Below are 13,569 nucleotides of genomic sequence, written 5' to 3' on the forward strand. Positions count from 1 at the left end.
TTTCTTTGATTTACTATGTCTTGCTGTTGCGATTTTAGTTGCGCACTTTTTTCATCAATAATCTTTTCTAATGCTTTTAGTTCATTGATTTTTTGGTTTATATCACTTAAGTTTTGTCCATAGGACCTATTTATTCCTAGTATAAAAAATAGAGCTAATATCATTAATAAAATTTTGTTCTTTGAGCTTTTCTTCATATATATACCTCTCTTTATAGTATTCTTTTAGTTTTTAATTGTTTCGATTTGGGCAATTTTTTTATTTCGGAGTTCTTCAATTATTTTTTGTAATGATTTTATGTTTACATCTAGCGATAAAATACTATCTGCTATATATTTTAAAATATTGAAATCAATATTTATTTTGATTTGTGAGTCGAATTTTTCGATCAGGTATTTTTTTTGATTTTCAAGTTCGATTAAATTTTGATTGTTTAATTTTATCTGAGTATTTATCTCATTTAATTTCATTATCTCGATATTTATTAGATTTTTTTTTAGGTTTTTAATCTTTTCAAATTTAAATACAAACATTTACTCTAAAGTTTTATTTAATAAATTTATCGTTTCTGAAAATTCATACGATTCATCAATACCCTGAACTAAAAACTCATTAATTTTGTTTATTACCCTTAAGCTTGCATCAATATCAGGATTTGAGCCCATAGAATAAGCTCCAATGTTAATTAAATCTTCTGCTTGCTCATAGATAGACATGTACTTTCTAAGATTATTTGCTAAAAATTTATGTTCGCTATTGACAATCGTGCCCATAAGCCTTGAGACACTTTTTAATATATCAATTGCCGGGTAGTGGTTTCTTTCTGCAATTTTCCTTGATAATACAATGTGTCCGTCTAAAATTGAGCGTGCAGTATCTGCAATTGGTTCGTTGAAATCATCCCCATCAACCAAAACTGTATATATGGCAGTAATGCTGCCTTTTTGGAATTTTCCCGGTATTTCCATGAGTCTTGGCAAAAGCGAAAAAACGCTTGGTGTATAGCCTTTCATAGTAGGGGGCTCGCCTATTGCAAGGCCAATTTCCCGCTGAGCCATTGCAAATCGTGTAACAGAATCCATCATCATAATTACATCAAGTCCCTGATCACTGAAAAATTTAGCAATAGCACTTGCTAAAAAAGCTCCTTCACGCCTTAAAAGTGGCGCTTCATCACTTGTAGCTACAACAACAACGCTTTTTTTTAAACCTTCCTGGGTCAAATCATTTTCTATGAATTCTCTTACTTCGCGACCTCTTTCTCCAATTAACGCTATTACGTTAACATCTGCTTTTGCTTTTCTTGCAATCATGCCAAGAAGTGTAGATTTACCAACGCCACTTCCTGCAAATATTCCGATTCTTTGACCTTTTCCCAGCGTCAACAAACCATCTATTGCTTTTATTTTTGTAATAATTGGCTCGTTTATAATTTGTCTTTGCATTGGATCTGTAGGTTTTGGATATAGTGGCATGTGCTTTTCAATTAGTATAGGTCCTTTTGAGTCAATGGGTTTACCCAAAGCATTAAGTATCCTTCCAAGCATATTGTTGCCTACGCCTACTTTTAATCCTTTTGATGTAGAGCGTACAATACTTTCAAGTTTTATACCGTCCATATTTCCAAGAGGCATAAGAAGGACATTTTTATCTTTAAACCCAACTACTTCGGCCTCAATATATCCATTATCGCTTTCAATAAAACACACATCACCTATTTTGATATCGCTTGGACCACTTGAGATTATTGTTAAGCCAACAACTTCTTTAATCTTACCACAATTTACTATAAAATTGTTTTTATCTAGAAGTTGCTTTATTTTGTTATGATTCATTGACCAAACTGCGTTTTAGTTCTTCAAGTTTTGTGTCTATGCTTGCATCGATAATATTTGAATCTTCTTCAATAATTATTGCACCAATAGGTAAATTAGGATCTCCCATAATTTCTATGTTTTTAAAGTCTTGTTCTATCTGTTTTGCCAATTGTGCGTTTACTTTCAATTTTACTTTATCAGACTTAGCAAATGATAATGATTTCCTGATTAAATTTACTAATGTATTTTTGTCTTGAATTTCTTTTTCAATAATTTTTTGGGCTATTTCAAGCGCTATATTAATAATTTCATTTTCAATACTACTAATTTTGTCTTTTATTTCTCCAATTTTTAAATCAATTGAATTTACTGATTGCTCTAATTGAATTTTTGAATCCTGCAATTTTGATTCATACTCATTTTTTACATTTAATAGTTGTTGTTGACAATTTTGCTCGTATTCTGTTTTGCCTTTTTCGTATCCTTCCTTGAAAGCTTTTTGGTAAATTTCATCTGTATTTGGTGATGGTTCTGTTGGCGATTTTGGTACTTCTTGTTCATTTTGTATTTCTTTTGGTGCTTCATTAATATCAAATTCTTCAAGTATAAATTCTTCAATGGGAAGGTTTTTCATTCAAGCATTTCCTCCCCGCCCCCACTTATTGATATTACACCTTCTTCGTCAAGTCGTCTTACAATATCAACAATAGCTTTTTGAGCTCGTTCTACATCTTTTACTTTTACAGGACCTAAAAATTCCATTTCTTCTTTTAGTGTTTCTGCTGCTCTACTAGACATATTAGAGAAAAACTTTTTACTCAATTCTTCTGGTGCGCCTTTTAGTGCTATGGTCAAATCTTTTTTATCAATATGTTTTAATATTTCTTGTATATCGGAGTTTGATAGTTTTATGATATCTTCAAATACAAACATCATGTCGCGTATTTTACTTGCAAGATCTGGATTTGTTTCTGAAATTTGGTCAATTAGGGATTTTGATTCTGTCCTTCCCATACGATTTATAATTTCAGATACAGCTCTTATGCCACCAATTTCAACATTACTACCGCTTAGGTCTTCCATTTTTGTTTCTAGCATTTCTGAAACACGCTTTATTACATTTGGTGAAATATTTTCTAAAGAAGCCATTCTAACAACAATATCTATTTGTGTTTCTTTTGGTAAAAGACTTAGGACTTCCGCAGCTTTTGATTGATCAAGATGTGATAATATCACAGCTATAGTTTGCGGATGTTCATTTTGTATAAATTTTACAAGTTGTTTGGGGTCAATATTTTCTAGGTAGCCAAAACCTACATTTGATTCAAGTAACTTTATAAGTTTATCGATTATTCTTCTAGCTTCTTCTGGTCCTAGGGTTTTAACAAGTATTTCTTTTGCATACTCAATGCCACCTGATGTTGCGTATTCTTTTGCTTTTAGCATCTGATAAACTTCTTTTACAACAGCTTTATATATATTTGGGTCGATTTTTTTCATAAATGCAATTTCTTTACTTATCGCTTCTATTTCATTTTTGCTTAAATTTTTAAATAATTTTGCTGAGATTTCGTCTCCAAGAGCAATTGATAAAACAGCCGCTTTTTGGTATGGAGTTAAATCATCAATTGAATTTATTGCATGTGCTTGAGCACTCATAGACTAACCTCATTTTGAAGAAATATATGCTTTAAAAACCGCAGAAGCTTCTTCGGGGTTTCTTTCTACTTCTTCTTTTAATTTCTTTTCTATAACCTTATCTTTTAGAGCTTCTTCATCCAATACACTTTCACTATCAAGTTCTTTAGATATTTCTTCTTCGAGGTCTTTTATGCTTTTTCCTTCAATTTTTGATTCCATTGACCCTTGAGCATATGCTTTAGCAGCCTGAGCTTGCCCGTAGGCAAATTCTCCTTTTTTATATGATAATACATTCTGAATAAATTTTCGTAAAAAAAGAAAATAAAACAAAATTAGCAAAATAGTACCTAAGATGTATTTTAACAAAGGGTAAAACTGGTTTAGACTGGACATCATACTCCCCTGTTTGGGTTTTGTGCTTTCAAATTGCATATTAACAACACTAATAGTATCACCACGTTTTGGATCAAATCCTATTGCTTGCTCCACAGCTTTTCTAATGTCGGCCATCTGAACAGCAGATAAAGGTTGATATATAGTTTTTTTTGTTTTTTTATCGTATTTGTAATTTCCATCAACAATAACTGCAGCTGACACACGCCTGATTTTTACAAGAGGTTCTACAACGTTTGTTTCAGTTTGACTAATTTCATAATTAATTGTGCTTTTAGTCTTTTCACTAGCTAGAGGTCCTTGTTGAGTTGTAGTTGTCTGCGGTGCAGTCTGCGGAGTAGCAGGTGTTGTAGTAGTTGAAGTTGGTTGATTTGCACCAATATTTGAAATTACACCCGGTATGCCGGCACTAGTTTGAACCCAGTTTTTTTCTTCTTCGTTTTGTTCACTTCTTACAACACTGTTTGGATCATATTTAATGCTTTTTTGTGTAACTTTACTTAAGTCTAAATCTACATTGACCGTTGCAACAATTTGATTTTCGCCTACAATTGGTAAAAGCAGGTTTTTTATTTTGTGTTCATACTCTTTTTCTATTAATTGTTTATATTTGAGCTCGCTACTTGCAATTGTATCTTCTGCATTTTCTTTTTTAGACAATAAATTGCCGTTTGAATCAACTATTATTACATTGTCTGGTGCTAAATTAGGAACACTTGCGGCAACAAGCTTTTGTATCGCATAAACCTGTGAATTGCTGATTGGCGAGTTTAATTTTAACACAATAGAAGCGGTAGGCGGTTGTTCTTTGTCTACAAAAACTGAAGGTTTTGGTATAGCAAGGTTCACTCTTGCAGAATCCACGTTTGAAATGCTTTCAATAGTGCGTGTAAGTTCGCCTTCAAGAGCTCTGGTGTAGTCTACGTTTTCCAAGAAACTGGTCATACTTAAATTTTGTTTGTCAAATATTTCAAAACCTACAACACCACCACTTGGTAAACCTTTTGCTGCCAAATCCAGTCTTAATTTATACACAGAATCTTTTGGTACTTCAATTGTATTGCCGTTAATGATTTTATATGGAATTTTTTGTTGATCAAGGTAGTTTATAATTTTTGAAGCATCTTTATCATTTAAATTTGAAAATAATATACCATAACTTACTCTTGAACCAATCAAAAAAACAAACATCAAAATTAGGATTAATCCAGCAAAAGATGTAAACAATACTAACCTTTGCTTTTTTGACATTCTGTTATAAAAAATTTTTATTTCTTCAAGAAACTTTTTTATGTCCATATTGTAATACTAGGCTAAACTTGCATATTCATTATCTGGTTGTAAGCTTGAACTGCTTTATTTTTAACCTCCAATAAAAGTCTCATTGAAATGTCAGCTTTTTCTATAGCCATAACCGCATCCTGGATATTATCCATTTTTCCAGTTGCAATTTCTTTTATGGCATTATCTGCAGTTATTTGCAGGTTGTTAACTTCATTTAAAGATTTAGCAAGGAGTTCGGCAAAACTTGGATTATCTTTTTTTGTATTAGGATCATTTATATTGTTTATTGGGCTTGTAATCACCGAGTCTATTTTCATACAAAAAACCACCTAATAAATAATATAACTTTTTTTACAAAAATCAAACATTTAATACACCAATTATGCTTTGGGCCATTTGTTTTGCTGCATTAAATGCTGAAATATTTGCCTGATATGAATTTGTAGCGTCTAGTAAATTAACCATCTCAACTATTGGATTAATATTGGGGTATGCAACATAGCCTTTTGAATTTGCCAATGGGTTTGTAGGATCATAAACTAATTTTGGAGGTGTATCATCGCGCACAATGTCTGCTACTTTAACGCCTTCCAAATACTTAGAAAATTTTTCACTTTCAAAAACTACATCTTTTCTCTTATAAGGTCCACCCTCTTGAGTGGTTACAGTATTTGCGTTTGCAATATTGCTTGCTATTATATCCAGTCTTAAGCGTTGCGCTTGCATACCGCTTGAGGCAACCTGTAAACTTCCAAAAAAACTCATCTTTTATGCTCCTTGCGATGAAGATATTATGTTTTTATACTCGCCGAATTTATATTTGGCAAATGCAGCTAAGGCATTATAAAGAATCTGATTTTTAGCCAATGCTGCTTCTTGCTCGGTTAGGTTAACATTGTTTTTGTCGTTTCTTTCAAGATAAGAATTGCTTTTTACAACAACAATATCTTTTAGGTTTTCCTGTGGATTTATATGATTTGGATTTGTGGTTTCTAACGGTAATTGGTTATTATCTAAAAAATTGTGAAATTTGACTATTTTTTCTTTATAATTAGGTGTATCTATATTGGCAATATTGCTTGCAATGACATTTTGTCTTATAGAAGCAACATCCATGCCAAGCTGTATATAATTTATTGTAGAATCATTAAAAATCATACTAAACCTCCAAGACAACCTTAATATAGTATTAGCAAAAATTGTTCCTAAATACCATGTAAGAATATGTCTTCCTTTTTTAAAAATTCTTCTTTCGATAAAATAATTGCTCGTTCTATTGTATTTTCAAGTTCTCTTACGTTACCAGGCCAATTGTAGCCTAATAGTATTTCAAGTGCATCATTTGAAATACCGTTTATATTTTTTTTAAATTTATTTGAGTATTTTTTTATGAAAAAATTAACTAAATCGGGTATATCTTCTCTTCTTTCTCTAAGTGGACTCAAAAAAATAGGAAATACATTTATTCTATAAAAAAGATCTTCTCTAAAAGAGCCATTTTTAACTTGTTCTGCTAAGTTTTTATTGGTTGTACAGATAATTCTTGTGTCTATTTTTACACTTTCAGCTGAGCCTAATTTATCAACAACCTTTTCTTGCAATACTCTAAGTAATTTTGCCTGTAATTCAAGAGGCATTTCGCTAATTTCGTCTAATAGTAGTGTTCCACCATTTGCCTGTTCGAATTTACCTTTATAGGTTTTTATTGCTCCGCTAAAAGCACCTTTTTCATAACCAAAAAGTTCTGATTCCAAAAGGTTTGAAGGTATGCTTGCACAATTTACACTGATAAATGGTTGTTTTGAGCGGTTTGATGATGCATGAATAAGTTTTGCTATCACTTCTTTGCCCGTGCCTGTTTCTCCACTTAATAGTACTGTGGCATCTGTATTTGCCACTTTTTTAATTAATTGAAGTATTTCTTGCATTTTTTCACTTTTAAAAACATAATCTCCATCATATGTGGTTTTACTTGCACAATCAAATTTTAAGCAACTGGATGATAATGAGAGGATTTTTTCGATAGTTTCTCTACTAAAAGGCTTTACTATAAAATCAAATGCGCCAAGCTTTATAGCCAAAACCGCTGTTTCGATCGTTCCAAATGCTGTCATTATAACAAAAGGAGTGTTAATATTATTTTGTTTTATCTGTTTTAAAAGATCAATGCCATCTACTTTTGGCATTTTAAGATCGCTTAAAATTAAATCAAATGATTCTTTTCTTAATATATTTAAGGCCTCTTTGGCATTTTGAGCCAAAATACACTCATGACCTAAATGTTTGAATGTAGAAAACAATGCAATTCTCAATTGTTCATCATCATCTACAATTAGCACCTTCATTTTTTCTTCTCAGTGTTATTGGTATTTCCATTTACACCAAGCAAATATGCTGGTAAAGTAATGGTGCGCGTAATTATATCAAGCAAACCTTTCCCCAAGCTTTCCCAGGGAACAGGGTATAAATTCATTTTTCCATCCAAATAACCATCTACTCTAAAGCTTAAACCTGTAAAGCTTTTTTCTTTTCCACCAAGAATATGCCCTATAATGGGTATGCTTGAAATTAACCTATTTAGAAAAGTAAATGTAGTTATCATAAAAAGTGCATCAACATGATAATTTGTTAGATTGACATTACCGTTTATAAACAAGTTATTTGCTGTACCTTTTACAGTTAATGGTTTTTGAGTTTTTAATATGCCATCTTTTAAATCGAAAATGCCTACCATTTTGGTATAATAAAATCCTTTTCTCGCATCAAACTTACCTGCTAACAACCCAACTATGTCAGCCAGTGTTAGTATTTTGTAAATGTCTGGAAAATTTTTAATATTTCCGTTTTCGGAAACAAATTTAATAGTTCCATTTAGTTTTTTTAAGTCTATTTCATCTGTAGATGGTGTGTTAAGTGTAGCCTTAAGTGTTGTAATTGATGGTTTTTTTGTTTTACTTTGAATGTAGTGTGCAAAAATATATGAATCTGTAGCATCGACATTGATTGTGTTTTGAGCCATATCTATGTATATGGATGTATACGGTGTTTTCAGGCTAATATAGCGTTTACTTGCAAGCTCTAAGTGTGCATTAACATTATTAAATACAAGAGGTTTTGAATCTTCGATTATCAATTCGTCAATGTCAGCTTGCGCATAAATAGATACTTTTGGTATTTTAAACTTAATATCTCCTATATAGCTTTTTGTTTTGCTCTTTGTTTGTTTTATTATAAATTTTTGGCTTTTAGCATTTAAGTTAATTACAAGCGGCTCTAAATTAACATTACCTGTAAAACTTACGGGGTTTTGCATGATAAGCGCATTACCATTTTCTATTGTTGCATAATTTTTATTAAAAGATACATGGGCAGATTTGACAATAACGTCATTACCATAAACCAAATCTGATACAACTAAATTATTTGAGTATATGTATTGTAGTTTTTTATCTTCGAGCCCTAGTTTGACGCTTCCATTTAAAATTGCTTCATCGATGGGTAATTTGACTAAATTTTTAATTGTTGAAATTTTGAAATTTTTTAAGTTAATATTGCCATTGAATGATTTTGCTTTTGTATTGTATAAACCGTTAATCGAAAGTGTATCGTCAAGCTTTACAGGGTTAAAGCTGATTAGATTTTTTTCCCAGTAGCCTTTTGCCAAAATCTCATCTACACCAAAACCTTGTTCTTTAAATAATTTTTTGCCTTCAATATTGACATCAAAATTGATTTTTTTCAAATTTCCAGAGATAGATGAGGGCTTTATTGTTACCTCGCTTGTTGGCAAATAATTTTTATATGGTTTCAAATATGAAATATCTCTAATTTCATCTGGATTTATTTTTGCTCTAATTGTAGCTTTATAGGAGACAGTATTTGAATGTTCTAGATATCCAGTAATATTGATAAAGGAATTGTCAGTGGCTAACTTTAGGTTATTCGCACTAACCCTAAGTATTTGATTGTTTCTTTGTATATCAAATTTACCTATTAAATTTATAGGTTTTTGAGATATTTTTTTATCTTGCAAGCTTAAATTGGAATCAATATTTACATTAAAGTAAAAATGAGGCAATGAATGCCAGTAATAGTTTTTTATGTCAATTATTGCGGTAAATGGACCTCTGATGTCTTTTGCATAATCAATATACTTTGCATCTTCGTGGCTTAAAATTGCTTTGTACAAAAAATCTTCTGTGTTTTTTGTAGATTGTCCATTTAGTACAAGGTGCATATCTGCCGGATAGCCTTTTTTTCGTGCAATTACAAGTTTTGAACTTATTAAATTTACTTTATCACAATAACCGGTCCCATGAATGATTACGTCTTTTGGTGTAATTTGGATATTGGCAAATGTTATAGTAAAAGGGTAGGTGTTTTTTTCTACAATAAATCTGGTACTCTGTGCAACGAGTTCACCTGTATCTATTAAATTTTCTTTATCTTTAATTTTGCCTTTAAATGTCACTTTTTTTGCTTTTATCTGACCAGAATATATATATTCCTGAATATGCTTTGGTAACAACGGTTTTATTTGATTATAGTCAATATACGGTGTTTTAAAGAAACCAGCTATAGTGCTTTCTTCTAAGTTTTTCGTATTAAGAGTGCCTTTTGCATTTATGAAATAACCGTTTTTGCTTAAAGTATCAATAAAAAATGCATGTGTATTTTTATTGTATTTAAAATTAATTGTTGGTTTTTCAATATTTAAATTTGCAATGTTTATGTTGCTCAAATCAACACTGCCATTATAATTTTTAGTGTTAAGCTTGAGTTTTGCACTTTTGCCCGAAATATTTTGTTTGTATTTAAGATAAGGTATATTGACGAAAAGCTCATCTTTAGAATAAGAAGCGCTTGGGTTATTAAGTTTTAAACCTTTGTAGTTTATATCGCTGATCTTTAAATTACCGCTTTGCAACTCTAAATTGTTTTTTAGCGTTAAAGTAGCTTTTGCACTTGAATTGTCAATTGCTTTTAAGTATGCTGGAAAATTTTGGGGTGAAAATTTTTTAATATTTAAGCTTACATGCAAATTGCTTGGGTTTATATCGCCAGATAAAGTAGTGGGGCTATTGTTAACAATCCCATTAAAATAAAAATTATTGTTTTTTGTTGGAAGGTTTAAAATTAGATCAAGTTTACCCTCAATTTTATAATTTTCATAAGATGCACTAAGATGTTGTATTTCTATGGATAAAGGGAGCGGCTTTATGATTGTTTTGGTTTTTGCAGGAATTTTTGAACGGTATGCAACTAAGTTTAACTGTTGTATTTTTAAATTGCCAAATGTGGGTTTTTTTGAAATTAATTCGCTTAATTTGAGTTTATATGATAAGTTTTTTGCATTTGCTTTAAATTTAGATGAGCTAACTTCCAATTGCGATATGTTGACATTTATAGTGGTTAGTGTTTGAGAGATTTTGTAATTTTCAATTTTGTCTATTTTTATATGGGTTTTATTTTCTACAAGGTGCAAAAAGTATTGACTTTTTAAAAAAAAAGGCAGGCTAAAATAACCTGCCAGAATCAAAGCAATAAATGTTATCAGGATAATAAAAGCTATTAATAGCTTTTTTTTCATAAGTTATTTTACAAAATTTGCTAAGTTTGTTAAACCGACAATTACAATGCCTGTTGTGTTTGTTTTTCTTATAATAATTGATGGTGTACCGTTTAATTTTTGCTTAAAAAACTCTTCTTTTAAATAATGAAGCTTTGCCTGGTATTTTGGTGTTAGTTGTTTAATCAAATTTTGGTTTTGGGATACAATTTTATCAACAGCTTCAAATGGAGCAGCTTCCACTTTTGCCAATGCGTCAGCTAAATTTGATTTTGATTCTATATCCCAAAACAGCATTGAAGCCTGTGTTGATTTTTCTCCATGTATATCAAAAGGTATTACATAAAGCTTGATTTTGTTTTGTTTTGCAAGTTCAATTGCCTGGGCAAGTTGTTCTTTACAGAAAGGACAATACGGGTCAGATAAAATATAAACTTCAGTTTTTCCATTTCCAAAGCTTTTTTTCAAATCTGGATTTAGTGTTGACAAAACTCTATTAAACCATTCAATATTTACAGTATTATAAGATTCTTTTACTTTTGGCTCAATCTGAGTTATAGAATTATTAGTATACGCTAAAAGATTTGGTATAACATATTTACCATCGTTTGATATCCAAAGATACTTATAAACAGTAACCGAGGCATTTTGTGGTTTTAGTGTAGCAATAAATGTTTTAAAACCTGATATTTGAAAATCGTTTGTTTGTTTAAGCTCAATATTAACATTTGGTGGCACGAGTTTTTTTGCTATTGCAGTGTAATCTGGTGCAGCATTTGCAAAAGAATACATTAAAACCAAACCCAAAAAAGTCAAAAAAATTTTTTTCATAATTTTCCTCCAATACAATAAGATAACAAAATTATATCCAAAAAAATATTTTTTGTAAACCATAAAATGAAAATATAAAAAATTTGCATTTCATAATAAAAATAATTATAATGTAGATATGTTTATATTTCTTGCAATTTTTGCTTTTTTAATTAACGTTCCTTTTGGGCGCTTGAGATCAAAAGTTAAAAAATTTTCCTGGCGCTGGTTTGCCTACATTCATTTACCAATTCCATTTATTGCACTTCCGAGGATTTTGCTGGGTATCAGTTATTACTTTATACCGTTGTTTTTGGTGGCTTCTGTGGCAGGTCAGATTACAGGATCTAAAATTAAATTTGGCACCCAAAAGGTATAGCTAATAGTTCGAAATTGAAAAGTGATATATATTTATATAAATTTACTTGTTAAAATTTGTGGAGATGGGGATTGTTTGTAATAAAAAGGAACTATAAATTTTTAACCACTATTATTTCTATATAATTAAGAAACAGCAAATCCAAATATATGAGTAAAAAAATCTTTAAATCAAGATTATCGAGGTACTTTGTACTAAGCTGGGCTGCAATAAGCATAATTATTTTTATCATAGTTTTTATCGTGTTTGTAAGGCTTTATGAAAAAGTTTTAATCAATACTGAATCCGAACTTTCGACCATCGCAAGGCAAAGTGCATTTGCTGTACAAACATACATAAAACTCTTGCATATGGCAGAAACTTCATTTAAGGATTCAATTGAAGAAAACTTTTACACAGATAAAATTCCAGTAATTACAAAAAATATCGTAGATGAAAACCCAGATATTTATGCTGTATTGATTGTTGGGCACGATAAACAAATAATCTATTCTTATCCTCAAAAATTTGAAGACAAATTAATAAAACAAATAGTTGTATGTAGCAAAAACAAAATTAATATTAGTGGTGCATTTAGGTCGTATAATATACTAATGGTTACAGACTGCATACCTTTTTCTAAAGGCTATATACTGGTAAGCAGGGTCCCTGTACTGATGCTTGTAAAGCCTTTAATAAATGTCCAATATAAATCGTTTAATGTGTTTATATTAAAAAAAGACGGTAGGCTTCAAGACAGCTTAAAAAAAATAGATTTACCTGATTATAAAGATTATATACAGCTATCACAACACACAAGTGGCTATTTTAAGACAGCTTCTCATCTGGTGTCTTATGCTAAGATCCCAACTACTGGTAGGACACTTTTTGTTAGTATTTCAAAAAAGGAAATTTATAAAAATTATTTAGATGGTCTTTTGCCTTTTTTTCTAATAATGTTTGTAAGTTTTGTTATATTTAGTTTTATTTTGTTTTGGGTTTTTTACAAATTGCAGTATTTTGAAAAACTAAAGCAGCTAAACACTGCCTTTGTTAAAAACTCAAACGACATTAACGCTTTGATGATTGATAAAATTTCGTTTAGATCACTTATTGATAAAATTTTACAAAAATTTATAGAAAATCCCTATATTGACCTTTGTATGTTTTATTTTAAAGAGAAAAACGAAATGAAAATAAAATCTTACAGTGCAAAAGAAGAGTGCTTAGAGTGTTTAAAATCAAAAGCCTTATCAGATAAACTTTGCAGTATTTATTTTTTAGATTTAGTAAAAAATAGTCTTCAAGCACGTATAATTAATGCAAAAAATTCTCAGATATACAAACATTGTGGTATTAAATTTGTTGGAGTTTTTCCAGTTGTTTTTGAAAATAAAATTATAGGAAGTTTAATTATTGCAGGTAAAAATGGTATTGTGTTGCATTCAAGCGAAATATCTAACATTTTAATGCAGTTTCTGGATAATTTTAAAAACAAACTCAAACTTATGAAACTTGAAAAACTTCAAGAATCTGGCAAAAGCAAAGCCAGATACTTTGCATACCATGATCAGCTTACAGGTTTAAATAATAGAAGTTTTTTTATTGAACGTTTCAATCAAGCAATTGCTAAATCCCGTAGAATTAAAACCAATGTAGCTTTATTTTCTATGGATTTAGATGGTTTTAAGGCAATA

The 13,569-nt window shown here is 30.3% G+C and carries 14 protein-coding genes; 2 read left to right on the top strand and 12 right to left on the bottom strand.

Annotated features, from left to right (window positions below):
* The 12 genes from Q0C22_RS02550 to Q0C22_RS02605 form a co-directional block, all read right to left on the bottom strand.
* On the bottom strand, positions 1-197 hold a 197-nt coding region (locus Q0C22_RS02550; RefSeq protein ID WP_291490507.1), incomplete at its 3' end, for a hypothetical protein.
* Between the two features lie 27 nt (positions 198-224).
* A complete protein-coding gene (locus tag Q0C22_RS02555; protein WP_291490508.1) occupies positions 225-533 on the bottom strand; it encodes a hypothetical protein in 309 nt (102 codons plus the stop codon).
* Entirely contained in the window at positions 534-1,835 is a 1,302-nt protein-coding gene (gene fliI, locus Q0C22_RS02560; protein WP_291490509.1) for a flagellar protein export ATPase FliI, read from the bottom strand.
* Complete coding sequence (locus Q0C22_RS02565; protein ID WP_291490510.1) at positions 1,825-2,451, bottom strand: FliH/SctL family protein; 627 nt, start codon at positions 2,449-2,451, stop codon at positions 1,825-1,827. Before Q0C22_RS02565 ends, fliI begins: the two co-directional genes overlap by 11 nt.
* On the bottom strand, positions 2,448-3,476 hold the full coding sequence (fliG, locus tag Q0C22_RS02570; RefSeq protein ID WP_291490511.1) for a flagellar motor switch protein FliG: 1,029 nt from the start codon (positions 3,474-3,476) through the stop codon (positions 2,448-2,450). The genes Q0C22_RS02565 and fliG overlap by 4 nt, the downstream gene beginning before the upstream one ends.
* Positions 3,477-3,485: 9 nt before the next feature.
* Positions 3,486-5,150 carry a flagellar basal-body MS-ring/collar protein FliF gene (fliF, locus tag Q0C22_RS02575; RefSeq protein ID WP_291490512.1) on the bottom strand — a complete coding sequence of 555 codons (1,665 nt, stop codon included), beginning with the start codon at positions 5,148-5,150 and terminating at the stop codon, positions 3,486-3,488.
* Positions 5,151-5,164: 14 nt separating this feature from the next.
* Entirely contained in the window at positions 5,165-5,452 is a 288-nt protein-coding gene (fliE, locus tag Q0C22_RS02580) for a flagellar hook-basal body complex protein FliE (RefSeq protein WP_291490513.1), read from the bottom strand.
* Positions 5,453-5,495: 43 nt separating this feature from the next.
* Entirely contained in the window at positions 5,496-5,900 is a 405-nt protein-coding gene (gene flgC / locus Q0C22_RS02585) for a flagellar basal body rod protein FlgC (protein ID WP_291490514.1), read from the bottom strand.
* Between the two features lie 3 nt (positions 5,901-5,903).
* Positions 5,904-6,293 (bottom strand): flagellar basal body rod protein FlgB, encoded by a 390-nt coding sequence (gene flgB, locus Q0C22_RS02590; protein ID WP_291490515.1) that lies wholly within the window; start codon positions 6,291-6,293, stop codon positions 5,904-5,906.
* A gap of 47 nt (positions 6,294-6,340) precedes the next feature.
* Entirely contained in the window at positions 6,341-7,480 is a 1,140-nt protein-coding gene (locus Q0C22_RS02595) for a sigma-54 dependent transcriptional regulator (protein ID WP_291490516.1), read from the bottom strand.
* A complete protein-coding gene (locus Q0C22_RS02600) occupies positions 7,477-10,725 on the bottom strand; it encodes an AsmA-like C-terminal region-containing protein (protein ID WP_291490517.1) in 3,249 nt (1,082 codons plus the stop codon). The genes Q0C22_RS02595 and Q0C22_RS02600 overlap by 4 nt, the downstream gene beginning before the upstream one ends.
* A gap of 3 nt (positions 10,726-10,728) precedes the next feature.
* Positions 10,729-11,535 carry a thioredoxin domain-containing protein gene (locus tag Q0C22_RS02605; RefSeq protein ID WP_291490518.1) on the bottom strand — a complete coding sequence of 269 codons (807 nt, stop codon included), beginning with the start codon at positions 11,533-11,535 and terminating at the stop codon, positions 10,729-10,731.
* A gap of 118 nt (positions 11,536-11,653) precedes the next feature.
* Here Q0C22_RS02605 and Q0C22_RS02610 point away from each other — a divergent pair, with 118 nt between their 5' ends.
* The gene (locus Q0C22_RS02610; RefSeq protein WP_025392478.1) at positions 11,654-11,893 is read left to right on the top strand and encodes a hypothetical protein; all 240 of its coding nucleotides are present in this window, start codon (positions 11,654-11,656) and stop codon (positions 11,891-11,893) included.
* Positions 11,894-12,042: 149 nt separating this feature from the next.
* Positions 12,043-13,569: GGDEF domain-containing protein (locus Q0C22_RS02615; protein ID WP_291490519.1), on the top strand; the 1,527-nt coding region annotated here is incomplete at its 3' end.

It is taken from the genome of Desulfurella sp. (genome assembly GCF_023256235.1).
GTDB lineage: Bacteria > Campylobacterota_A > Desulfurellia > Desulfurellales > Desulfurellaceae > Desulfurella.